This window comes from Lactococcus sp. NH2-7C (genome assembly GCF_029953655.1).
Lineage (GTDB): Bacteria > Bacillota > Bacilli > Lactobacillales > Streptococcaceae > Lactococcus > Lactococcus lactis.
The window spans coordinates 351427-376919 of record NZ_CP124538.1 but is presented as its reverse complement, the minus strand read 5'-3'; the positions used below and the strand labels follow the sequence as shown (position 1 = coordinate 376919).

At 35.4% G+C, this 25493-nt stretch carries 21 protein-coding genes and 1 pseudogene; 16 read left to right on the top strand and 6 right to left on the bottom strand.

The annotated features are described in order from the left end of the window. Positions 1 to 210: 210 nt before the first annotated feature. Positions 211 to 639 carry a universal stress protein gene (locus tag QJV49_RS01720; protein WP_225511520.1) on the top strand — a complete coding sequence of 143 codons (429 nt, stop codon included), beginning with the start codon at positions 211 to 213 and terminating at the stop codon, positions 637 to 639. 95 nt (positions 640 to 734) lie between these two features. Further along, positions 735 to 1088 carry a DUF1304 domain-containing protein gene (locus tag QJV49_RS01715; RefSeq protein WP_225511519.1) on the top strand — a complete coding sequence of 118 codons (354 nt, stop codon included), beginning with the start codon at positions 735 to 737 and terminating at the stop codon, positions 1086 to 1088. A gap of 64 nt (positions 1089 to 1152) precedes the next feature. Here the strand turns inward: QJV49_RS01715 and QJV49_RS01710 are convergent, their stop codons facing one another. Beyond that, positions 1153 to 1911, bottom strand: a complete 759-nt coding sequence (locus QJV49_RS01710; RefSeq protein ID WP_225511518.1) for a TraX family protein — start codon at positions 1909 to 1911, stop codon at positions 1153 to 1155. Positions 1912 to 2094: 183 nt separating this feature from the next. Next, entirely contained in the window at positions 2095 to 2649 is a 555-nt protein-coding gene (locus QJV49_RS01705) for a TMEM175 family protein (protein ID WP_225511517.1), read from the bottom strand. Between the two features lie 494 nt (positions 2650 to 3143). Between QJV49_RS01705 and QJV49_RS01700 the strand changes: the two genes are divergently transcribed. The 4 genes from QJV49_RS01700 (at position 3144) to yoaB (ending at position 8517) form a co-directional block, all read left to right on the top strand. Beyond that, positions 3144 to 3977, top strand: a complete 834-nt coding sequence (locus tag QJV49_RS01700; protein WP_225511516.1) for a hypothetical protein — start codon at positions 3144 to 3146, stop codon at positions 3975 to 3977. A 132-nt stretch (positions 3978 to 4109) separates the two neighbouring features. Next, entirely contained in the window at positions 4110 to 4679 is a 570-nt protein-coding gene (locus QJV49_RS01695; RefSeq protein ID WP_225511515.1) for a hypothetical protein, read from the top strand. A gap of 221 nt (positions 4680 to 4900) precedes the next feature. Then, complete coding sequence (locus QJV49_RS01690; protein ID WP_225511514.1) at positions 4901 to 5623, top strand: epoxyqueuosine reductase QueH; 723 nt, start codon at positions 4901 to 4903, stop codon at positions 5621 to 5623. A gap of 257 nt (positions 5624 to 5880) precedes the next feature. After that, on the top strand, positions 5881 to 8517 hold the full coding sequence (yoaB, locus tag QJV49_RS01685; RefSeq protein WP_225511513.1) for a cation-translocating P-type ATPase: 2637 nt from the start codon (positions 5881 to 5883) through the stop codon (positions 8515 to 8517). A 42-nt stretch (positions 8518 to 8559) separates the two neighbouring features. On the opposite strand, the gene QJV49_RS01680 is transcribed toward yoaB, so the two are convergent. After that, positions 8560 to 9189, bottom strand: a complete 630-nt coding sequence (locus tag QJV49_RS01680; RefSeq protein ID WP_225511512.1) for a glycoside hydrolase family 73 protein — start codon at positions 9187 to 9189, stop codon at positions 8560 to 8562. Between the two features lie 183 nt (positions 9190 to 9372). Between QJV49_RS01680 and QJV49_RS01675 the strand changes: the two genes are divergently transcribed. From QJV49_RS01675 to QJV49_RS01635, 9 genes and pseudogenes are all read left to right on the top strand, one after another. After that, positions 9373 to 9846 carry a glutathione peroxidase gene (locus QJV49_RS01675; RefSeq protein WP_225511511.1) on the top strand — a complete coding sequence of 158 codons (474 nt, stop codon included), beginning with the start codon at positions 9373 to 9375 and terminating at the stop codon, positions 9844 to 9846. A 311-nt stretch (positions 9847 to 10157) separates the two neighbouring features. Continuing rightward, on the top strand, positions 10158 to 13352 hold the full coding sequence (gene carB / locus QJV49_RS01670) for a carbamoyl-phosphate synthase large subunit (protein WP_225511510.1): 3195 nt from the start codon (positions 10158 to 10160) through the stop codon (positions 13350 to 13352). Positions 13353 to 13549: 197 nt separating this feature from the next. After that, complete coding sequence (locus QJV49_RS01665; protein ID WP_225511509.1) at positions 13550 to 14131, top strand: hypothetical protein; 582 nt, start codon at positions 13550 to 13552, stop codon at positions 14129 to 14131. A gap of 42 nt (positions 14132 to 14173) precedes the next feature. Continuing rightward, positions 14174 to 16111: pseudogene (locus tag QJV49_RS01660) on the top strand (RTX toxin). 9 nt (positions 16112 to 16120) lie between these two features. Continuing rightward, positions 16121 to 17125: a WxL protein peptidoglycan domain-containing protein gene (locus QJV49_RS01655; RefSeq protein ID WP_225511508.1), complete on the top strand. Its 1005-nt coding sequence runs from the start codon at positions 16121 to 16123 to the stop codon at positions 17123 to 17125. A gap of 31 nt (positions 17126 to 17156) precedes the next feature. Beyond that, the gene (locus QJV49_RS01650) at positions 17157 to 17495 is read left to right on the top strand and encodes a hypothetical protein (RefSeq protein WP_225511507.1); all 339 of its coding nucleotides are present in this window, start codon (positions 17157 to 17159) and stop codon (positions 17493 to 17495) included. Then, a complete protein-coding gene (locus QJV49_RS01645; RefSeq protein ID WP_225511506.1) occupies positions 17476 to 18288 on the top strand; it encodes a WxL domain-containing protein in 813 nt (270 codons plus the stop codon). The genes QJV49_RS01650 and QJV49_RS01645 overlap by 20 nt, the downstream gene beginning before the upstream one ends. A 75-nt stretch (positions 18289 to 18363) precedes the next feature. Continuing rightward, entirely contained in the window at positions 18364 to 19527 is a 1164-nt protein-coding gene (locus tag QJV49_RS01640) for a DUF916 and DUF3324 domain-containing protein (RefSeq protein ID WP_225511505.1), read from the top strand. Between the two features lie 308 nt (positions 19528 to 19835). Next, entirely contained in the window at positions 19836 to 20372 is a 537-nt protein-coding gene (locus QJV49_RS01635; RefSeq protein WP_225511504.1) for an rRNA large subunit pseudouridine synthase E, read from the top strand. Positions 20373 to 20404: 32 nt separating this feature from the next. Here the strand turns inward: QJV49_RS01635 and QJV49_RS01630 are convergent, their stop codons facing one another. The 3 genes from QJV49_RS01630 to QJV49_RS01620 form a co-directional block, all read right to left on the bottom strand. Further along, on the bottom strand, positions 20405 to 21190 hold the full coding sequence (locus QJV49_RS01630; RefSeq protein WP_225511503.1) for a TPM domain-containing protein: 786 nt from the start codon (positions 21188 to 21190) through the stop codon (positions 20405 to 20407). Next, on the bottom strand, positions 21187 to 22326 hold the full coding sequence (locus QJV49_RS01625; protein WP_225511502.1) for a TFIIB-type zinc ribbon-containing protein: 1140 nt from the start codon (positions 22324 to 22326) through the stop codon (positions 21187 to 21189). Before QJV49_RS01625 ends, QJV49_RS01630 begins: the two co-directional genes overlap by 4 nt. A 159-nt stretch (positions 22327 to 22485) precedes the next feature. Continuing rightward, positions 22486 to 23697: an SPFH domain-containing protein gene (locus tag QJV49_RS01620; RefSeq protein WP_225511501.1), complete on the bottom strand. Its 1212-nt coding sequence runs from the start codon at positions 23695 to 23697 to the stop codon at positions 22486 to 22488. A 376-nt stretch (positions 23698 to 24073) separates the two neighbouring features. Here QJV49_RS01620 and QJV49_RS01615 point away from each other — a divergent pair, with 376 nt between their 5' ends. Next, positions 24074 to 25438, top strand: coding sequence for an MDR family MFS transporter (locus QJV49_RS01615; RefSeq protein WP_225511500.1), 1365 nt, complete (start codon positions 24074 to 24076; stop codon positions 25436 to 25438). Positions 25439 to 25493 lie beyond the last annotated feature (55 nt).

Below are 25493 nucleotides of genomic sequence, written 5' to 3'. Positions count from 1 at the left end.
ACAAATCTCGAAACTCAGATAGATTTAACGCAAGTCAACAATTATATTTCAAAGAAGAAGAGCTTAAAGAGTATAAAAATGAATAAGTAATTACTGATTTTTATCAAGATTCTTTGTTACTCACCTATCATAAAAACACTTTGCTTATCGCTTTCATTTTGTTAGCTATAGTATTATAATAAAATTATAAGAAAAGGTGGAGGTATTGTTATGGCGAAACAGTATAAAAAAATATTAGTCCCTGTTGATGGTTCTGACCAATCTTACAATGCAGTTCGAGAAGGAGTTATGTTAGCTCAATGGTCCCAGGCAGAATTAATAGTGTTGACTGTTAAAGATTTGGTGCGATATTATGGTATTGCTAACTATGGTATTGTTGAGACTCCAGGATTGGATAAGTTGGCAAATGATATTTTACTCAAAGTAGGCTCTATTATTCCAGCTGAATCTAATTTCAAAACTCAAATTTTATCAGGTTCTCCAAAGCGAGAAATTGTTCAGTATGCTAAAGATAATGATATTGACTTGATTGTTATGGGAGCTACAGGAGCAGGAGCATTTGATAGATTACTTGCAGGTTCTACGACTAATTACGTTGTAAATCATGCCCCTTGTGGAGTAACTATTGTTCAAGGATAAGAATCAGTTTGTAGTAAAAAGACCTTTCATCAGTGATAGGTCTTTTTATTTTTTATATCTAATTTATACTGATATAATCTAATTGAGGAGAATTTATGATATCACTTATTTTAATAATTATTTTAGGAATAGAGCATTTATTGTTTGGTTTTATTGAGATGTTTGGGGGAACAAAGTTACAAGCTGATGCTTTTGGTTTTGATGAATCTGAATTAAAAAATAAGACATTGCAGGTTGCGCTCTTCAACCAAGGAATTTATAATCTTGGTTTTGGTTTGATGATTATAGTATTAGCCATAATACATGCAGCTACTTCCGTTTTTATTATTGCGATGCTTTTTGTCATCTTAGTTGGAATCTATGGTGCCTTGACAGTGACGAAGAAAATATTATTTGTGCAAGCTTTACCGGCTCTTGTAACTTTAATAGTTCTTTTGCTATCGCTTTGAATTTAAAATTAACTTTTTTAAGATAAAAAAACGCTTAGATTAGCGTTTTTTATTTCAAATTTATTTAGTGGTTTAGTAAGTGACCAATAATAAATAAAATCCAGATATGAATTGGGTAAAAACCATAGAAAAAATATTTTTCAAAGGTTGAAGAGCGACCACCCTTTTTGCCATTGTATAGGTAAATAAAAGGAAGAACGGTGATGATTAGGAATTCTGGGTTAAGAGAAATACTTTGCCAGAGCGGAATTGAAGTGTCAAAAGAAAAAGCCTGTAGAAGAAAAAAGACTGATAGAAGTAGTGTACCAATATGAAGAATCCAATTTTTTCCACTTTTACGTGATGCGTACATTAAATATGGAAGGATTAGAGCAACTAAACTTGCTTCTGTAAATATTGAAAGAGCTGAAACGAGAATGAGCGGAAAAATCAGCAATATTTTCTTCTTTTCTATAATAGTATCAAGGAGCCATACAGCAGCAAAACCACAAGCTAAGCTCAGAAAGATATTTGGATTAAGGATAGTAAAAAAGCTTATGGAGACATTCATGAGATAATGTATGACTAAATTTCCTAGGGCCATTACTGCTCCAGCAACTAGAAGGCGTGTTAGATATTTTTTGCGACTTCGGGTATAAAAGAACCCTTCAATCATTAGAAAAAAGAAGAGAGGAGAGACGAATCGGGATGCCATATCTAAGATAGAAAAATCGGGTATCCCAGGAAGTTTTATAAGAACTTCTAGGTATATATGGTCAAGTAGCATGAATATGATTGCTATTATTTTAAGTTGATAGCCAGATAAACCAAAACGTTGTTTCAAAAAAGTACCTCACAATAAATATATTTTACTTATCTATTTTAATATAGAAAATAGAACGTACGACTTACGTTTATGTAAGGTCAGTTTTCAGGAAATACTCAGTTATATTTCAGAAATAAATTTTTGGGAGTCAAGAAATCTATAAATTGCAAAATGGTAATAAAAAAAGCGCTGTTTAGACGCTTAATCAAAATTGCTATGTCTTCCCCAATTGATTGCCATTAAAATAGTCACTATTGGTAGAGCGTAAAGCCAAACAAGTGATATCAGAGCCCCAGGTAGTAAAAAGACTAGAAAGATTTTAATTCTTTCCAGATTTCTCTTTCGAAGAGTAGCACTCCCATTGTATTGTTTATAAATTATTTGACTGAAAACAATCAAACTAATCCAAGGAATTAAATAGGTTGAAACATAGGCTAAACTTGCAGTCAAAGAGTTCGGATGTTCTGCGTGTGCAACAGTTGAAAAGGGAAAGAGACAAACAATAAGTAGAATCCAATGATTAGACCAGAGAATCAACTCATCAACTTTATTTGATTTGATAAATGTCATTACATGGTGCAGTGAGTTCCAAATGGAAGCAAGGGCAACAAAAGTAGTGATATAGATAAGAAGCATAAGCAACACATTCGGTGAAAAAAGATTACCATCTCTAGGAACTTTAAATTCTAAAACTGTTAAGGTCATTACTACGGCAAATATTCCGTCGGTAAGCGCCTCTATTCTGCTTTTATTCATACTTATAATTATAGCAAAAAAAGCTAGTAAACTCTGTTATAGAAAAGAGTTTATTAGCTTTATGGAGCAGATTCTGTTTTAGATTGATAAGTACTTTTATTTGCGATGACTGACCCAATTGTTTCTTGTTTAGAGGAGTAATAACCGATTTTGTCAGCACTAATAAGGATATAACTATTGCAGTACTCTTATGGAGGCAATTAAAGTTAGAATAATCTCCATTTGAAAAGTTGCTTAATGAAGCAGGATATTCTATCTTTTTCTCCGCTGATTGTGAAATTGAAGGACTAGAAGAGATTGACTATCCTTTGATGTTGAAGTAGTTTCTTTTGATTTAGTTCCACAGATTGCTAAAAAACAAAGGGAAGTAATGCAGATATAATTTTTTCATATAATCTCCTAAAAGAATTGTATCAAAAAAATACAAAGAAATACATCTAAATAATAGATTTTTAGGTTAATTTAAGCTAGAATGATTTTAGGAGGAGTATCAGATGAAAAAGTTAACAAAAAGGCAATTTGCTGCTATTGGAGCGGCGGCGGTTTTACTTATTGGTGGAGTAAGCTTTGCATTAGTAAAACATAATGAAACTGGTGGAGTAAAAACAAATGCTTCTAGTTTAAAAAGTAGCTCAAAAAAGGAAATGACTTCAAAAACTAGTGAAACAAAAGAAAGCCAGAAAAGTTCAAACAGCCAATCATCAAGTAGCAGTCAAGAAGAAACCACTCAAAGGCAGTTGAGTGTGGATACAAAAAATTTAACTGAAAATCAATTTGAGCAATGGGTAGCAATCACGCAGAGCAATCAAATGCAAGATACTCATCCTCTTCGAATTACTGTTTCTAAAAGTGATAATAATTTGTATCAAGCAAAATTAGATTATACTGCGACACAAATTGATTCCGTTAACACTTATAAAGTTAATAGTTCAGGAGAACTTGAAGCGATTGACTTTGAACATTATCCGGCAATGAAAGTTGTATCACAAAGTTTTCCAGAGATTAAACAAAATCAATTAACAACAAATCAATTAAATATGTGGGTGGTGGCTGTTCAAGATGCTTTATTTGAACAAAAGGGGGTGAAACCAGGGATTGATGTGGTCTATGATTTAGAAACAGCTGCTGATGGAAATATCGCAAATGTGAAGGTTTTTAAAATTGATTATACACCTTCTGCTAATGGTGGTGCCGATAATGCTAGTAAAACATTAATTAACGAATTTAGAATTAATTCTGATGGTAATTTAGAAATTAAAGATGTAAATAATGAGACTGGTTACAGAATTATATCTAAAGTTTATATGGATACTTCCATGGTTCAATAAATGACAGTTTTTAAAATGATCTAAACAATTTTTGAGCTTATCAGAAATTTGTTTAAGGTCATTTTTTATGAAAATCATTCAAAAGTTTGAGAATCATTTTGATTTTTAGGATATAATACTGAAAGAGTATTTATGTTAAAAATTGGATCTTATATCCTATTATTTTATTTGGCTTTTAGGTTATCAAAACATTCGTTCGAATTTGAAAAAGTTAGCAGACTTGAATTAATTATTTTGCCTTTGTATTCAACATTGATGTTTTTTATCACGATGACTTGGGGTGAAGAAAATATAATGGTGGCTATTATATTATTCTTTTTATCATTTTTCGTGGGATGGCTGCAAGCTTCAAAAGTTGAATTTAAAGATGAGGGAAAAGAGGATAAATATCAACGTCCGATTATTTTGATGAAAAAGAATTGGCCTTATATAATTGGTTGGGCTATTTTGTTTTTATTAATAATTAGTGCTCATTTTTATTCAAATTCACACATGGAAGTGGAAGAAGTAGTGACGGAATTCTGGAAAGAAATAGTTAAAGAAATTTCAATATTTGCCAGATTTAAAGCTAAAGATGGTTGGGAAACTTGGTTAATAACCGGGGGTTCAAGTTTAACTTTTACGGCTTTTATAAAAAGTAAAAATAAAAAATTGGAAATAAGTTTAGTGAGAAGAAGAAAAAATAGTTCTTTTAGTGAGTAGATTATTTTTGTGATTAACAAAAGTTACCAATAAATGGTATTGAAAGCAAACTCGAAAATGGGTAGAATTATCTTATCCAATATCTCTTAGATTTTTCAAATTTCCAAGAATTTGATTTAACAGATATAATAACCAATAGTGGCCTCTTAAAAGAGGCCATTTTTTATTTCAAAATGTGATATAATAATTGACAGAAATAGAGAGAATTTAAGGATATAATGATGGAAAATAGTTTAAATATCATTGAAAAAATGAATCCTAATCAAAAAATAAATTATGATCGTGTTTTTCAAAAGGTTCGTGAAAGTTGGGAAAGAGATTCTGTTCGTCCCAAAATTTTGCTCCATTCTTGTTGTGCTCCTTGTAGTACTTATTCATTAGAATACCTTACGCAATCAGCTGATGTGACGATTTATTTTGCTAATTCAAATATTCATCCGTCAACTGAATATACAAGAAGAAAGATGGTTCAAGAACAATTTGTAAAAGATTTTAATGAACGGACAGGGAATAATGTTCAATTTATTGCTGCCGAATATGAACCAAATGTTTTCTTACAAATGGTTCGTCAAAAACATTTAGAAAATGAACCTGAGGGCGGAAAACGTTGCACCTCTTGTTTTGAAATGCGATTGGATATTGTTGCTGAGAAGGCTTTAGAACTTGGTTTTGACTACTTTGGTAGTGCTTTGACTTTATCACCAAAGAAGAATAGTCAATTAATTAATGAAATTGGGCTTGATATTCAAAAGATTTATGATGTAAATTATCTTCCAAGTGATTTTAAGAAGAATAATGGCTATAAACGTTCTATAGAGATGTGTAAAGAATACGATGTTTATCGTCAATGTTATTGTGGATGTATTTTTGCAGCTAAAGCCCAAGGGATTGATTTAAAAGAACAGAATCGAGAAGCTATTAAATTTATTAGAAATCAATCATAATCATAGATTTGTATTTAAAAAATAAGAAAATAACTTGACAAAAAAGTCCTTTTTTAATAAAATGAAAGTAACTTAAATATTCCAAAGGGGAGTAGCGTCGGTAAGACCGAAACAAAGTCGTCAATTCGTGAGATTCTCACCGGCTTTGTTGACATACTTTGTATGTTTAGCAAGACCTTTGCCAGTTTTGATATCTGGCAGAGGTCTTTTTTTGTCAAACCTCGCATGATATCAGTTAGAAATAAAGGAGAATCATTATGCAACCTTACAATCAATCCGTCAATGAAGTTTTAGAGGAAACAAAAAGTCAATTCGAAGGTTTGAGTCCAAAAGAAGTTGAAAATCGTCAAGCTAAAGGTGGTTTCAATGAGTTGAAAGAAAAGAAAAAAACATCAACTTGGGAACTTTTCATTGATACTTTGAAAGATCCAATGGTTATCATTTTACTTTTAGTTGCCTTTGTCCAACTTTTCTTGGGGGAATTTGTTGAATCACTTGTTATCTTCATTGTTTTGATGATTAATTCAGTGGTTGCGGTTGTGCAAACTAAACGAGCAGAAAGTTCTTTAGATGCTTTGAGACAGATGTCGGCACCTTCAGCTAAAGTTTTACGTAATGGAGAGAAAACATCAATTCCTGCGCGTGAGCTTGTTGTCGGCGATATTGTTTCGCTTGAGGCCGGTGATTTTATTCCGGCAGATGGACGTTTAATTGATGTTCAAAACTTACGTGTTGAAGAAGGTATGCTGACAGGTGAGTCAGAGCCAGTTGAAAAATTTTCAGATGTCATTGAGGGAGAAGTTGCACTTGGTGACCGTAAGAATATGGTTTTCAGTTCAAGCCTTGTTGTTTATGGACGAGCAGATTTTCTTGTAACAGCAATTGCTGAGCAAACCGAGATTGGTAAAATTGCTCAAATGTTGGAAACTGCGGAAGCTAAACAAACGCCACTTCAACAAAAATTGGAAAAATTTGGTAAACAATTAGGTTGGGCAATTTTAGCGCTCTGTGCTTTAATTTTTGCTGTTCAAATTCTGAGACTCTTTACGACAAATCAAACGGCTGATATGCAAAAGGCTGTTCTTGATTCATTCATGTTTGCAGTTGCAGTTGCGGTTGCTGCAATTCCTGAAGCTCTTTCATCAGTTGTTACAATTGTTTTATCTGTTGGAACAAATAAAATGGCAAAACAGCATGCGATTATGCGTAATTTGCCAGCTGTAGAAACATTGGGTTCAACTTCAGTCATTTGTACTGACAAAACCGGAACTTTGACGCAAAATAAAATGACCGTTGTTGATTCTTACTTGCCAACGAAAGGCAGTAAAAAACTGACGGACTTATCACAAGCAGACCAAAAATTGTTACTTAATGCAATGGTGCTTTGTAATGATTCATCATTTTTACAAGAAGGTCAAGCACTGGGGGACCCAACTGAAGTGGCTTTAATTGCTTACAGTGACAAAATCGGCTATCCATATCAAGAATTAAGAGAAAAATCACCACGTCTGGCTGAATTTCCATTTGATTCAGAGCGTAAATTAATGAGTACAATCAATGATTTTGAAGGTCAGAAGACAATTTTTGTTAAAGGGGGCCCAGATGTACTCTTTAATCGCTGTAATCAAGTTTTCTTGGATGGAAAAGTGCAAGAATTTACTCCTGAATTGAAAGAGAAATTTCAAGCTCAAAATGAAGCTTTCAGTCAAAAAGCGCTTCGTGTATTAGCTTATGCTTACAAACCTGTCAGTGATAATAAGACTGAACTCACACTTACTGACGAAAATGATTTGATTCTGATTGGTCTGTCAGCAATGATTGACCCACCTCGTGAAGCTGTTTATGATTCTATTGCCGAAGCTAAAAAGGCTGGCATTAAAACGATTATGATTACGGGTGACCACAAAACGACAGCACAAGCAATTGCCAAAGATATTGGTTTGATGAACGAAGGAGATATGGCGCTCACTGGTCAAGAACTTGATGCGCTGACTGAGGATGAACTTCGTGAAAACTTAGAAAAGATTTCGGTTTATGCTCGTGTGTCTCCTGAAAATAAAATTCGGATTGTTCGTGCTTGGCAAAATGAGCATCAAGTAACCGCGATGACTGGTGATGGTGTAAATGATGCTCCTGCCCTGAAACAAGCTAATATTGGGATTGCAATGGGTTCAGGAACAGATGTAGCAAAAGATGCGTCAAGTATGATTTTGACTGATGATAATTTCGTATCAATTGTTTCCGCTGTATCAATTGGTCGTGTGGTTTATGATAATATCAAAAAATCAATTAGTTACCTTTTCTCTGGAAACTTAGGAGCGATTATTGCGATTGTCTTTGCCTTGGTCGTGGGTTGGGTGAATCCATTTACTGCTTTGCAACTTTTATTCATTAACTTGGTCAATGACTCTGTCCCAGCAATTGCCTTGGGGATGGAAAAAGCAGAACCAGATGTTATGGAAAAAGCTCCTCGTCAGTTAAATGAAGGAATCTTTGCCAATGGGTTAATGCGGGTTATTTTGATTCGGGGTTCATTGATTGGGATTGCGGCGATTATTTCGCAATATGTTGGACAAAAAATTTCACCTGAAATGGGTGTGGCTATGGCCTTTACAACTTTGATTTTGGCACGTACTTTGCAAACTTTTGCTGCACGTTCAAATTCACAAAATATTTTAAAACTTGGTTTTACAACGAATAAATACGTTTTGATGGCTGTGACTTTCTGTCTTGTTTTATACAGCTTGACTACTCTTCCATTCCTCAGAGAAATTTTCTCAATTCCAGCTGCTTTTGGTTGGTCTCAATGGATTGTAGCAGCAGGGCTTGCAGTAATTGCTGTAATCTGTATGGAAATTCTTAAGTCAATTAAAGGCGTTTTTGAAAAACATTAAAATTTTAGAAAAAATCACTGACAAAAATTCTGTCAGTGATTTTTAAATACTTGAACTTTTATCATATTGATTTAAATGATAAGTTTCAATCATATCGATAAGTTTGTCAGCATAAGTGGGGTCTGTTGCATAGCCAGAGTTTTGAACGGCTTTAGCAGCAGTTTTATAATCAGTCGCACTAAGAACCGAAGCATACTGTTTAGAATTCCAAGTTGTTCCGTAAAGGAAAAGCTGGGTGTGTGCCGAAACTGAGTCAGCAAAATTAGGATAAACACGGAAAACACCTTGGACAGTGACCCACTGACCGTTTTCATATTCTTGCGTAGCAAGTGAAACCTTTGGCACATCACCAGATGCTTTGACACCAAAAAGATTATGATATTTGCTTGCAAGTTCGCTTTTGCCAAAATTAGACTCAAGACAAGCCTGAGCAATGGTGATAGAAGCTAGTACTTGACTTTCTTTTTGTGATTTTTGAGCGAGTGGAGCAATTTCTTTGATGAATTTGTGTTCGTTAATTTCTTGAAGTTGTGCTTCAGATGGCTTTTGTGCTTGATTATTAAAAATTTTATTATAGACTAAGATTCCTAAAATAATTAAGAAAATAAATATGAGCTGTTTTAACAAGGATTGACGTCGATTTGGTTTTCTTCGTCGAGTTTTATATTTCATAAAAATAGTTTAACATAAAATTCAAGTTCTTGGCTTAAAAATCAATATTTGTTATACTAAAATTAGTTAAGAAGTAAGCGATAAAATTTCTGTCAGTAAAATTTTACTGACGGCCATAAATTTTTACTGACAGAATCGGTGTTGTCAATAAAATAATTAAATAAAAGCCACGGAGGCAATCAAATGAATTTTTATGATTTTAGTGCCGTTAAAATGAACGGTGAAACTGTTTCAATGTCTGATTATAAAGGAAAAGTTGTAATTGTGGTCAACACTGCAAGTAAATGTGGCTTTACACCGCAATTTGAAGGACTTGAAAAACTATATGAAAACTATAAAGACCAAGGATTAGAAATTTTAGGCTTTCCCTGTAATCAATTTGCTAATCAAGACGCTGGCGAAAATTCGGAAATCAATGAATTCTGTCAGTTAAATTATGGAGTCACTTTCCCCATGTTTCAAAAAATTAAAGTCAATGGTAAAGAAGCACATCCCCTTTATCAATTTTTGAAAAAAGAAGCAAAAGGGGCGCTTAGCGGGACGATTAAATGGAATTTCACAAAATTTTTAATTGACCGAGAAGGAAATGTTATTGAACGTTTTGCGCCAAAAACGGAACCTAAAGAAATGGAAGAAGAAATCCAAAAATTACTTTAATTAATTTCTTAAGGAAAAGTGTTTTAAAACTTGTAAAAGCTCAATTATTTTGCTAAACTAATAAACAATAAAACTTTTAATCTAGTCCAGAGAGGCTAGCAAGGTTGTGAACAAGAAATATTATCCTTAAAAGTTACTGACAGAACTGTCAGTAAGTTGCTAAGGCATTTTAGGACACATCTGCTAGGTTTCTGGCAGATGTTTTTGCTTTATTTATGACATATTGATGTTAAAAATAAAGTGCGCAAGGAGCGAAGCGGGTTGTGAATTATTTGCAACGAAGTTATGCTTTACTACAAAGGAGAAAACAAATGCCAAAACGCAATGATATCAAAAAAATCATGATTATCGGTTCTGGACCAATCATTATTGGTCAAGCCGCAGAATTTGATTATGCAGGAACACAAGCCTGTCTTGCACTTAAAGAAGAAGGCTACGAAGTTGTTTTAGTCAATTCAAATCCGGCAACAATCATGACTGACAGAGAAATAACTGACACTGTCTATATTGAACCAATTACTTTAGAGTTTGTCAGTAAAATTTTGCGTAAGGAGCGTCCTGATGCCTTATTACCAACACTTGGTGGACAAACAGGACTTAACATGGCAATGGAATTATCCAAAACAGGAATTCTTGAAGAGCTTAATGTTGAACTTCTTGGAACAAAATTAAGCGCCATTGACCAAGCAGAAGACCGTGAGCTCTTTAAAGAATTATGTGAAAGAATTGGTGAGCCACTCTGTGCCAGTGATATTGCAACAACAGTTGATGAAGCAGTTGAAATTGCTGACAAAATTGGTTATCCAATCATTGTCCGTCCAGCATTCACCATGGGTGGAACAGGTGGAGGAATTTGTGATACTGAAGAAGAACTTCGTGAGATTGTGGCAAATGGACTGAAACTTTCTCCAGTGACACAATGCCTAATTGAAGAATCAATTGCTGGTTATAAAGAAATCGAATATGAAGTTATGCGTGATTCTGCTGACAATGCGATTGTTGTCTGCAATATGGAAAATTTTGACCCAGTTGGAGTTCACACAGGTGACTCAATCGTTTTCGCACCAAGTCAAACGCTCTCAGATAACGAATATCAAATGCTTCGTGACGCTTCGCTAAATATTATTCGTGCCCTAAAAATTGAAGGGGGATGTAATGTTCAACTTGCTCTTGACCCACATTCTTATGAATATCGAGTAATCGAAGTTAACCCACGGGTAAGCCGTTCATCAGCCTTAGCCTCTAAAGCAACAGGATATCCAATTGCAAAAATGTCTGCTAAAATTGCGATTGGGATGACACTAGATGAAATTATCAATCCAGTAACTAATAAAACTTATGCCATGTTTGAACCGTCGCTCGACTATGTTGTAGCAAAAATAGCTCGCTTCCCATTTGATAAATTTGAAAATGGTGACCGCCACCTAGGAACACAAATGAAAGCGACAGGCGAAGTCATGGCAATTGGACGTAACATCGAAGAAAGTCTTCTAAAAGCTGTACGCTCACTTGAAATTGGTGTTTTTCATAATGATTTACAAGAGGCACAAGAGGCCGATGATGAAATCCTCTATGAAAAAATGGTTAAAACACAAGACGACCGACTTTTCTATGTCTCAGAAGCGATTCGTCGTGGAATTCCTATTGAAGAAATTGCTGATTTAACCAAGATTGATATTTTCTTTCTTGATAAACTCCTCCATATTGTCGAAATTGAAGACCAGTTAAAGGTAAATATATTTGAACCAGAGCTTTTAAAAACAGCAAAGAAAAATGGATTCTCAGATCGTCAGATTGCCAAGTTATGGAATGTCAGCCCAGAAGAAGTTAGACGTCGCAGACAAGAAAATCAAATTATTCCAGTTTACAAAATGGTTGATACTTGTGCAGCTGAGTTTGAAAGCTCAACGCCTTACTTCTATTCAACTTATGAATGGGAAAATGAGTCTAAACGTTCAAGCAAAGAGAAAATAATTGTTCTCGGTTCAGGTCCCATCCGAATTGGACAAGGGGTTGAATTTGACTATGCGACAGTTCACTGTGTAAAAGCACTCCAAGCCCTTGGAAAAGAAGCAATTGTTATCAACTCTAATCCAGAAACCGTTTCTACAGATTTCTCAATTTCGGATAAGCTCTATTTTGAACCACTAACTTTTGAAGATGTGATGAATGTCATTGACTTAGAACAACCAGAAGGTGTGATTGTTCAATTTGGCGGACAAACGGCTATCAATTTAGCCGAACCTCTCTCTAAAGCTGGGGTTAAAATTTTAGGAACGCAAGTTGAAGATTTAGACCGTGCTGAGGACAGAGATTTATTTGAAAAAGCATTACAAGATTTAGAGATCCCACAACCACCAGGAGCAACAGCAACAAATGAAGAAGAAGCCGTTGCTAACGCCAACAAAATTGGTTATCCAGTCCTTATTCGCCCATCCTTTGTTTTGGGCGGTCGAGCAATGGAAATCATTAATAATGAAAAAGACCTGCGTGATTACATGAATCGTGCGGTAAAAGCTTCACCTGAACATCCAGTACTCGTTGATTCTTATTTACAAGGACGTGAATGTGAAGTTGATGCAATCTGTGATGGCACGGAAGTTCTTCTTCCAGGAATTATGGAACATATTGAACGAGCGGGGGTTCACTCTGGGGATTCAATGGCTGTCTATCCACCACAAACTTTTTCACAAGAAATTATTGATACAATTGTTGATTACACTAAACGATTAGCTATTGGTTTGAACTGCATCGGAATGATGAACATTCAATTTGTTATTTTTGAAGAACAAGTGTATGTCATTGAGGTAAATCCACGCGCGTCACGGACTGTTCCCTTTTTATCTAAAGTGACAAACATTCCAATGGCCCAATTGGCGACACAAATGATTTTAGGGAAAAACTTGAAGGATTTAGGCTACACAGAAGGCTTAGCAGAAACTCCTGATATGGTTCACGTGAAAGCACCAGTCTTTAGTTTTACAAAACTAGCAAAAGTTGATAGCTTACTTGGTCCAGAAATGAAATCAACAGGTGAAGCAATGGGTTCAGATGTGACCCTTGAAAAAGCACTTTATAAATCATTTGAAGCCGCTAAACTGCACATGGCAGATTATGGTTCGGTCTTATTCACAGTTGCTGATGAAGATAAAGAAGAAACGCTAGCACTTGCTAAAGATTTCGCAGAAATAGGTTATTCATTAGTTGCAACTCAAGGAACCGCTGCATTCTTTAAGGAAAATGGACTTTATGTCCGTGAAGTTGAAAAACTAGCTGGTGGAGAAGATGAAGAAGGAACATTAGTTGAAGATATTCGTCATGGACGCGTTCAAGCAGTTGTGAACACAATGGGAAATACTCGTGCCTCATTAACAACGGCTACCGATGGTTTCCGTATTCGTCAAGAAGCAATTAGTCGCGGTATTCCACTTTTCACATCACTAGATACTGTTGCTGCAATTTTAAAAGTAATGCAAAGTCGTAGTTTTACAACTAAAAATATTTAAAAAATAAAGAAGTCCCAAACGGGGCTTTTTTTATTTTTAAATAAAAAAACCAAAAATTACATCAATTCTGTATTAATATTCGTACGCATTAATTAAAGAAAGCGTTTTATTAGACATAAGTTGGGGAATAGGTTATAAAAGATATATAGACTACTTAGTAATTTATAAACGACAAAATACTGAAAGAGGGTTGTTGAATGAAGAAAGCAAATAAAGCAAAAATATTCATTGTAAGTTTCTTTTTTATTAATATAACCTTCTTGATGTTTGGTGGGAAACTTACCTTAGCGGATACTGCTATAGACAGTCAAAATTCAGTAGCGAATGCCTATATTAATGTGACTGCACCAACAACGAATACTTGGTCTCTTACTGCTCCAAATTTTAATTTTGGTACTCAAACAGCAAGCTCGTCAGTAATCAATAGCAATGCAACGGGAGATGCAGCAATTAAAATTGTTAATTTATCTGGAACATCCACAAGTTTTTCCCTCCAACAATCAATATCAGATTTTACTTTAGTTTCTAACACTATCGTTTTACCCACAACGGCCTTTTATGTTTCAGTAGCAAATAGTTCTGACGGAAAACTTATTGGAAGTTCCAATGTCAACATTTTCAAACAGAATGGTGTTGTTTTGCGAAGCGGAACGGGAGCGAATGGAACGATGAATAGTGGTGCTGTGACAGCACAGTTGACAGTAGATGGGACGACTAAAGTAATCGTCACAGGCTCTTACAAAGCAACGATTACCTCAACACTTGTAACAGGACCATAGAAGGGAGAAAAAGTGAAAATAAAAAAAGAAATTATATTCCTCATAAGTCTGGGATTTCTAATTATTCTATTTGGCTTAGCTCCCAAAACTAAGGCGGCCGTTCTTACAGGAACGGTTGATAGCTCAGGGGCTGTAACTGGAGTGACCGGGGCTACTTATTATAATACCAATAGCTGGCAGGACATGATTGACACATATAAATCAGTCACTCCAAATGCAACATCAATGAGTACAATATTTTTTAATGTGACAGCCGATGTGCCAGGAAATAGTATTTTGAACTCTGGTAATACCGTTTCTAGTGGTAAATCTTTATCAATAAATGGAAATAATTATACTCTCTATCTTGATAATGATACAACTTATACAACAGCTCAGAGTATTGGTGGAAGTGATGGAACAGCCAGAGCTTTCGGCTCAAATGGAACGATTTCTACGGATACGACCCTAACAGTTAAGAATGCAACAATTGTAAACAATATCACGAGTGGAATTTTTCAAATGAAAGGTTTAAACGCTAAGGCTACTGCTGTATATGAAAATGTGACAGTGAGCAATGGTGATGCAATCTACGGAGCACAACCAATTAGAAATGATAATGGAAAAGTATTATTTCGAGGTACAAATACCTTTAATATTTTACAAAATCACAATATCAATGATACAAGTTCAGCTGGGGCAGATAATCAAGGTGAATGGATTCAAGGAGGAGCCTATCTTGAAGTGGTAACTGGTACAACGACTTTGAATCAAAGTTGGGGAAATGACCAACCTTTCTACGTATATTATTCAAGTGGTGGTTCAACTTTACAAGTTGATGCTGGAGCGTCAATGGTTTGGAATTTGAATAAGACTTATACGATGTACTATGATGATGGATTACTAGTTGGAGCATTAAATTGGAATATTAATGGAGATTTCGTAATTAATGGAACTGTAAATACCTCATCTACCTATGCTGGAGGCTGGTTTATGGCCTTAAATACATTAAATAGTTGGAACCTAAATGTTGGACAAAATGCAACTCTCAAAGTGACAACAGGCGGGGTAATTAGTTTGGATGCGTTTTTGACGGGTGCAGTAAAATGGAATTTTGCACAAGGTTCAAGTGTTCTATTTAATAACTTAAATCCAAATCAAAATGTAGTTTCACTTGCTCCAGGGTTAGGAAGTAGTATAACAATGACCGACCCCAAAGTTGTAACTTTTAATACAGCAGGTGGCTCAGTCTTTTCCACTACCGTTCTAACATTTCCGATTACGATTTCGGGAAGTGGCTTACGGACCCACTCATCATCAACCGGTTATACTTTTGATTCGACTTACGACCTGCTAACGCCCAATAAAGGAACAATTACCCCAACGAGTTCAGATATCTGGTATCGGATGAATACGGGAACACTCACGACCTTTAACCCTACTTTACAGGTAACAAATCTAAGTCCTAATAGTTATGGAAGTGACGCATCAAGTATTGCAGCTGGGAAATATATTTCATGGTATCAGCCCCTAGGATTTCAATTAAATGCAGCTTTATCAAGTATGAATTGAACATTTAATGTTTCATTAGATCCCACTTTAGCTCAAGGAACACCGGTAGACGGCTCATGGTCTTCTCTAATTAATGGTGCAAGTACCGCAACACTTGTTGTCGGGGATGATCGAGCACAAAATCCCAATATACATGTCCTTGTCAAAATGACTCAGAATAATTTTTCTAATGCACTTCAATATTATTGGGTTGATCCAACAACTAAAACGCCGAGTCAATTAACACTTAATTCTGCTTTACAAATTGCAAGTATCACAAGTGATAGTACGTTGCCTTCATGGATTAAAATGACTGGTGCAGGAAGTTGGTATACAATGACATTTCCAACCGATTCTGGTTTGAATATTAAAGCCAATAACAGCTTGTTAACACAAACTAATACTAATGTAGGGACTTTTCAATACACAGTGGCAAACGGACCATCTTAAGGGGGAAAAATGAAAAAAGTTTATAAATTACTTTTTCTATCCCTCCTTAGTTTATTTTTGCTCCTACAAACTAAATCTATTTTTGCTGAAAGTCCAAACAGTGATTTTAGTATAGCGGCAGTAATCGAAGGACATCAAAAAGATAAAAATATTTCTTACTGGTGGTTGCGAGTAGAAGAAGCGGAATCAATAAAGCTGAAGTTAAAAATTACGAATGGTAAAGAAGCGAATGAATTTGAAATCACCTCAAATCAAGCAGTTAATAATCGTAATTTTACTCTTGACTATAGCTTATCAAAACAAGAAGCAAAAAAATATTTGAATCATAAAAAAATAAATTTTGATTTTTATGAAGATATTTTTTTTGATAAAGAGCAAGAAGCTGGCAAATTAAAACTTGCTTTGGTCCCTAATGAAGTTAGAGAAATTACGATTAATCTAAAAATTCCAAAAGAAGGTATTAAAGGTCAAGTTATTGGAGGGATAAATGTCACCAAAGTTCCGAAAGAGAGTGACCGTCAGCAAGGGATATTAAATGTTTATAGTAATACGGTTGCTCTTGTAATGGAAGATAAAAACTATTCGGAACCCAATAAGCAAAATTTAGACTTTGGAGTGGAGGATTTAAATGAAAAAGAGCAGTTAATAAAAATCAAAAACCCAAGCTCGTCTCTTCTAAGAGAAATGAATGTCGAGGCAGTAATCAAAGACAAACAAGGGGAAGTTATGTCTGAATTCAGTAACTCTAAAACAGCGGTGGTACCATACGCTTCGGTCAATATCAAACTAGTTAATCAGAAAAAGCTGATAAAAGGAGAAAAATATGATTTGACAATTAGGTCTTCTAATCAAACGCTCAAAAAAAAACTGAGTGTTTCCGATTCTGGAAGCTTGAAAATTCTGCAGGATGAGAAAGAAGAAGTAAAAGCTGTAAACAAAAAATCAATAGGTATATCATTAATTCTAATGGTACTCATCTCTTCTGGAGCAATTTATGCTTACTTCAAAAAATAAGTATCCACTTTACAGATAAGAAAGGAGGTTTATGAGAATAAAATATATTTTATGGGTCATTTGTGCCCTCTTACTTTTAAATACAAGTGCTACTTTTGCTCAAGAAATTGGCGGAACGAGTACCAGTGGAAAAGTAGGATTTTTGGAAAAAGAGCCAAGCGATAAACCACCAGAAACTTCTAAGACAGCGAATACCAATGAAATTCAGACATCTAGTAATCGAAAACTTCCTATTGTGGGGAGCGATGAAAATGACTTATGGATGCCTATTGCAATGGCTTTTCTAATGATTGGAAGTGGGGTTCTAGTGATGAAAAAAAACAAACTAATAATTTTAAAGGAGAACTTCGATGAAAAAAACAATAATTAGCCTTAGTGGCGTTGCAGTAATTACGGCGTCTCTATTGTCAGCGAGCTTTTTAGAAGTTGGCGCTGCGACGGTAGGAAACACAAGTAGTGGAGCAAATATAGCCTTTCAACCAAAGAAAACACCAACGAATCCAGTAGCTCCTGGCGATGGTAAAACACCAATCACACCAACCACACCAGGTGTTCCCAATACTTCAACCCCCATTGCTTCAAATGATGGATTGACTTTAGACTTTGTTCCAGCGCTTAACTTTGGAACACACTATGTAGATGCGTCAACAGCTCATACGTGGTCAGCTTGGGCTGCAAATGATGGGTCTGGGAAAGCTATTCCACAATTCATGCAGGTAACAGATAACCGAGGGACAGCGACTGGACCAGTAGGTTGGTCAGTTTCTCTAACACAAACAGCACAATTTAAAGGAACAAAGGCTGGTGATTTGACTAATGCTGTTTTGACTTTCAATACTGATAAAACAAATACTGTTGTGAGTACATCATCAAACAAGGCAAGTTCTACAGTGAATACTGCAACAAATGCGCTTGTTCCTGGGACAGCCGTAAATATTTTCCAAGCAGATGCTGGAACTGGTACAGGACCAAACTTACTTAGTTTTGGTGCGGCAGATGGTTCTAGTTTAGTGACTGATCCTGAAACTTTAGATGCTTCGGTAAATACAACTGGTAAAGTTGATCCAAATATTACACTCAGTGTACCAGCAGGTTCTGCTAAAGTGGATACATATACAACCACTCTAAATTGGAATCTTTACAGTGCACCAGGTAATGCCTAGTAGTTAATTCAGATAGTAGAGCCTCTCAAAAGGAGACTCGACTTTTATAAAATTGGGGGATTATGGGGAATTATAATGAAAAAATTACAATTGTTTTTATCAGCATTTTTTCTGATGTTATGCATTGGTCTGGCTCACACTGGCTATGCTCGGACAGATGATTATACTGTAAAGCCAATCATTCCAGAAAATCAATCGAATAAAGATTTAGGATATTTTGATCTTATTTTAGGGGCGGGTAAAGAGCAGATTTTGCAAGTAGAGCTGTCTAATAATACAGAGCAAGAAATAAGGATAGATCTTTCGCTTTCTAGTGCTGTAACGAATATAAATGGTCTTGTAGTTTATGAGCCGACCGAAATCGCAGCGGATTCTTCCTTAAAATATAATCTTAAAGATTATGTTAAAGTTCCCAAAGGCCTAACATTAGCACCTCTTTCTCGTCAAAAGGTTGAACTTAAAGTAAATATGCCAAAAGAAGAATTTAGTGGACAAATGGCTGGTGGGATTACTTTTTCTAAAGAGGGTCAAAATGATAAAGAAGAAGATCCAGAAGGAATCACGGTAAAGAATACTTATTCTTATACTATTGCTCTGCTTATGAAGCAAAATGATAATGAAGTATCACCTGATGTAAAATTGAAAAAAATTAATCCTAGTCAAATCAATGGAAGAAATGTGATTAATGTAAATCTCCAAAATCCAACGATGACTTATATCAATACAATGAATGTAAAAACAACAATAAGTGGTATAAGTGAGCCCGATATAAAATATACTTATTCAAATTCAATGATGCAAATGGCACCAAATACTAGTTTTGATTTACCTGTTCCAACTAGTAATCAAAGTGCGGCTACAAGGGTGTCAGAACCTTTAAAACCTGGGAAATATCGCCTTCAGCTTGTCGTTAACGCCAGAACGGACAATCAGGGAAAATATGAGGTGCAGGTCGATAATAAAACGCAACGGTATAAGTATCAATGGGCATTTGACCAAGAGTTCACAATTTCTGATAATCAAGCTCAAAAACTGAATGATAGTGACCCAACCGTTAAAAAAGAAAAAGACTGGACATGGCTATTATTTGTCATCGGTTTATTGCTACTTGTCTTATTCTTAATTATCTTATTGTGGAAACGTAGAAAAAAATCTCAAAAAGAGGAAGAAGAAAAGCAAGCACTCAGAGAAAAAATAGAAGCCCAAGAAAAAATAATTGATGATTTGAATAAAAAGTGACCCCTATTTACTTCAAAATAAAAACCTTCCATTTTAAACGGAAGGTTTTTATTATTTGATCAATGGTCTGCTATCATTAAAGATTAAAGATTAAAGATTAAATATTATTAAGACCAGTCTGAAGCGCTCTTGTTTTTGTATGTAAGTGCGCGTGTCTAATTAAGTATGGAAATTAATTCACCAACTAAAGTTCATCCATATCAGCCAAATGACTAGCTAAAACTTTGCTTGTAAGCTAATAATTATTTTTTTTGGTAAAATAATTAATAGAAATAGATTTGAGAAAGATGAACTTTTGCAAAAAAATTATGATTATATTATTTAATAAACCTTATGATGTACTGACAAAATTTACTGACGCAGAGGGTCGTAAAACTTTAAAAGATTATATTAAACTACCAAATGTTTATGCTGCTGGAAGATTGGATAAAGATAGTGAAGGCCTACTTTTACTGACAGATGATGGGAAGCTTAATAATTTACTGACAGACCCAAGGTCAAAGTCTTACAAGACCTATTTGGTTCAAGTGGAGGGAGAATTTTCTTCAGAAGCAGCGCAAAAGTTGCAAAAAGGAGTTTTATTAAAAGATGGAAAAACTTTGCCTGCAAAAGTAGAATTAATTGATGAGCCGGATTGGCTTTGGGAACGGACTCCACCAATTCGTGAACGTAAGGCAATTCCGACAAGCTGGGTTGAAATTTCAATCAAAGAAGGAAAAAATCGCCAAATTAGAAGAATGACGGCGGCGGTTGGCTTCCCAACGCTTCGGTTAATTCGTTGGTCAATTGGTCAATATTCACTGGGAAATCTAAAATCTGGGGAATATAAAATTATTCAAAAATAAAAAAGGAATCATTTTTTTGATTCCTTTTTTATTTAGAAAGAGCGTCCGCCACCAGAGCCATCACTAAAATTATTGTTATCAGAAGAAGGACGAGGGATAATTCTTGTAGTAACAAAGGTGTTGACTAAAATATCTTCACGTTGATGGAGTTCTAAATTACCATTTCGGCCGTAATCATAGCGCCATACGGCATGAGCGTCTTTCATTTGATAACGACGATAGATGGTCCAAACGAATCCGCCAGCTGCAATCAAAGAAATGATAAGAGCAATCAAAATTGATAAGGGTTGAAAGCTGCGATGGAAAGTTACAGCTCCTGTGTCGGAGTTGATAGAATATTTTCTTGATGTTGGAATTCCTGCTTGGTAATACTTAGAAACTTGGTCAAAAAATCCGCTAACAGCCTGATAATAATTATTGTCAGTCAATTCGGGTTGGACAATGTCTAAGATTTTTTCAATGCGACTTGAAGGCAGGTAGTATTTAAGATTTCCTGTTGCCCAAATATAAACTTTACGTAAGTTCATGTTAATGACCAGAACAACACCGTTGTTTTTAGCGCCTACTTTATCGGCTAGATAAGTTTTTGCCATTTGACTGGCAGGGGTAGAGCTATCTGTCGTGACAACATAGACACCTGCTTTTGTTTCATTGGCCAATTTCTGAGCTTCTTGTTCAAGGAGTTTTACATTTCCACCTAAAAGTTGAAGATTATCTTCAAGACCTGACGAGAATGTCGCCGCGGATGTCTTTGGTGCAATGAGTAAAAAGAAGAAGCTTAAGAAAAATAAAGAAAGAATGACTAATTTTTTTCTCATGATAGCAAATACCCCACTATAATTCCAAGAAGAAGCACTAGAATAAAGATTCCAATGGCAACTGTCCAAAGTTTTTTCTTATCAATGGGTAGAAGTCCGGCTACTTTACCAGTTTGACCATTCATCGCGTAATAAAAGAGACGGTCATTGCCAGCTTCTTTATAAGTAACCAGCCAGATTGGGAGTAAAACGTAATCTTCATCGATATTTTTAATCTGCTGATTACTTTGTAAATTACTGACAGAAGTATAACCGACAATTGTTGATTCCATTAATCCGTCAGCATACTGACGAAATTCCCGTTCAACATTTTCTTTCATATCAGGGAATTCAATATCTCGTTTTTCAGTTAAAAAGCCAGAAAGATATTGATTTTTAAAAGGAATAGCAGCAGTCATATCAAAAGGTTGAACGGCGCCGACCATTTTGTCTGACAGATTTTTTTTCAGGGCATTTTTGATTAAATCTTTAAATTTTGTATCTCCACCCCGCTGAATCTCATATTGAGAATGTTCCGTATATTCAGTGTCTCCAACTATCCAGACGCGTAAATTAGTGGCTTGGGCCGAAATACCGCCAGATAATTCAGCATCAACAGCCCAATAGGGAAAATAAACTCCTGACAGATTTTGAATTTGTTTTTTGTCAAAAAAAGCCTTCGGAACAAATTTTTTCTTGCCCACCCAGTCTAAAAATTGTTCTTCCGCCGCTTTTCTCTCAATTTGAAAAGGAAGAATTTTTTCGGGGAGAAATTTACCAGACAAACGCTCGGTCAGAACAACTGGATTATGACAATAATAGCACCAAGTTGAAGCAGTTGTCGCATCAGTGACGATTTCTGCACCACAAGATGAACAGAGAAATAGTCCAATTTCTTCATCAGTGTTTTCGTCAGCTTTTTTTTGGCCGCTGTCAGTAATTTTTTCTTTTTCGTCAGTCGTTTCAGCATTACTGACAGAGCTGATAGGGCTGTCAGTAACTTTTGCTGCCTCTTGCTTGGCCTCGAAATCAGAAACTTCTTGTTCCGTAAATGTTGAACCACAATACTCACAGTGAAATTTTTGATTTTTGGGTTCAAAAAGCAGTGGGCCTCCACAATTGGGACATTTATGTGTAAGAACTTGGCTTTCGCTCATCGTTACTCCTTACTTTTAAGTTATGAAACCTGCTTATTTAGCAGGGGGAATTCAGTTAGAAACTAAAAGAATTTTCATCAGAAATAAATTCTTAAAAATACGCAAAGACAAGCAGCCCTAATTTAGAACTACTTTATCTTAAATCATTATTTACATGTCTTAGAGCGCTTTGGCAACAAAAGGCTTACCACATTCAGGACAGAATTTAGGAACACCATTCGCCAAATTAACGACTGCTCCACACTCGTTACAAGCCATATTTAATTCAGGCATAACGGGAGTTGCTGAGGGTTTCGCTTGTCCACAATTTGAACAGAACTTACCAGTATTTTTAGTATTACACTCAGGACAAGTCCAAGTATCGGCCTTGTTCTCTGCTTGGGCTTGCATTTGAGCTTGGTTAGTTTGTGAAAAACCAGCTAGATTTTGTCCACCCATATTCATTCCCATAAAGGCATTTGTCGCACCACCAGTGTTTGAACCGGCAGCCTCAAGACCACGAGCAACAGCTCCTTGAACAAATCCTTCACGGATAGAAGGGTCACCAAGCATTGCGCCTTGATTACGCATGTTAATTAATTTTTGACTATCATCAGTGTAAGAAATGCTAGCGACAGCAACGGAAACAATTTCCATTCCTCGCAACTGTTTCCAGTCTTCATCAAGAACAGAGGCCATGTATTTGCTGAGCTCCATACTTTTTGAAGTTAAAAATGAAACTCGTTCGCCCTGAGCAGAATATTGGTTAATTGACGTATTTAGAGCCGTTAAAAATTCAGCCAAATATTGGTCATTAATTTCTTGAATTTCGACATGGTCAGCATTTTTAGGAATGACGTTTGCGTAAAAAGCAAGAGGGTCAGTGATTTTTATTGAATAAGTTCCATGTGTACGCAAGAAAAGCTCTGCATTATAAAAATTATCAAAGTATTGAAGAGGTGTCGCTGTTCCAAATTTAATGCCTTTAATTTCTTGAAGATTGACATAATAAACTTCTTGTTTTTGAGGAGTTGTTCCACCAAATTTGAAACGGAAGAAGCTTTCTTGAATTGATTCACGCAAATCACCATTAAAAAGACTTGGCGCAGTGTCGTTTTTGACAGTATAATATCCAGGTTCAGCGGTGTAATCAATAATTTTACCACCATCCACAAGAATCATCATCATATTTTCATAAACGTGAACGATAGAACCGTCAGTAATTACGTCTTCGGTTCCTTTACGATTAGAACCACGTTTTGCATCTTTTCTTACTTTAATTCCCTTAGTGAAAACCGTTTGGTCTGACATTTCATTTGGCTCAATGACCTCAAGCCATTGGTCAGCCAACGCCCCACCGAGTGAACCTGTTGCAGCTTTAATAATTCCCATGTATTCTTTTACAAACAAATTCAATTCAATACAAAATTTTAGAGAATGAATTTGCCTTCCTTTCCTTTAGTGAATAGCTCAGCTATTTGACTTAATTATATCAAATTTCTCTGACGAAACCTATCAATTATTTGAAAATTTACTAAAATCAGACTAAAGTCGGAATTTATTGATTCTCTCCTGTTTCTTTAAATAAATTCTTGTATCATAGGATTAACAAGTTAAGGCTTGCATTTTATCAGATTTATAGATATAATAGAAAAGTTATAACTTTCGTACAGATAACATAAATTATGTTGAATTATACAGAGGCGAAATTATTATTTTAGGATAATAATTTCGTCTCTTTTTGTTTAGTTTTAGGAGATTTTATTGCATGAATAAAAACAACCATTTCCACTTATTAGGGGCAGTGATTGCTACAGGGATTTTGTCATTTTCTGGCGTTTTGATTGAAACGGCGATGAATGTGACTTTCCCAACGCTGATTAATGAGTTTGGACTTTCTACTTCAAAAATACAGTGGGTAACGACGATTTATCTGCTTGTGATTGCGATTACGATTCCGCTCTCTTCTTATTTTAATGAGCGATTTTCAGCAAGAAAACTTTTCTTGGTCGCTAATCTTATCTTTTTAGTTGGGGTTTTGATCAACTGTTTTTCACCAAATTTTGCCATGCTATTATTTGGCCGACTTTTACAAGGGGTGGGAACCGGGATTGGTTTACCTCTGATGTTCCACCTGATTTTGACTAAAGCACCACTTCATAAAAGAGGAATGATGATGGGAATTGGGACTTTAACGACCTCCATCGCTCCGGCTATTGGTCCAACTTATGGAGGAATTATTTCTAATTCGCTTGATTGGCGTTATATATATATTTTCCTTTTACCTTTGGTGATAATTTCTTTAGTGCTTGGTTTGGCTTGTCTTCCAAGAGAAGGGGCAAAAACGCCCAAGAAATTGGCGCTTCGTCCAGTTATTGCATTATCAATCATGTTCTTTGCTTTCATTTCGGCTCTAAGTGCAGAGCATTTAATGACTTTCGCCTTACTCTTTATTGTAGGATTGGTTGGAGCTTTCTTGTTTGTTCGATTCAACCGCAAAGAAAGTTTAATTGATTTAGGGATTTTGCAAAATCGCCGATTTGTGGCGCTGATTTTTAGTCTTTTGGTATATCAAGCTTTGCTATTAGGTCTATCTTTTGTTTTACCAAGTTTTATTCAAGTTTCTGCTGGATTTAGTTCATCAGTGGCGGGACTTTTTATGTTTCCTGGAGCTTTGATTGGCGCAGTTTTAGCACCAATTTCTGGGAAAGTTTTGGACCAAATTGGTGCCAGAAAACCAATTACGACTGGTTTGATTTTAGCAGCCCTTGGTCTTGCTTTGCTCTTCGTCTTTTTACCAACAAAAAGCCTTGCTTTACTCTTGGTGGCACACATTGTCTTGATGTTAGGTCTTGGGATTTCATATAGTAACTTAATGACTTGTAGCTTGAGCACTTTAGCTACTGACCAACTTTCTGATGGAAACGCATTGGTCAATACTTTGCAACAATTTATTGGTGCAGTGGCAACAGCAGTTGTCGCAACGACACTTTCAATTTTCCAAGGACTCAATGGCTTCAAAGTTGGAACAAGTCATGGAACTTCAATTATTTTAGCTCTATTTTTCATCTTGATTATCGTGAGTTTAATTGTCAGTTTCCCAAATTTGAAAAAAATTAGAGCCAATCATTAAAAAAATCTTTGACGAATGACACTTTTTTCGTTATAATATTTTAAAACCTTTAACT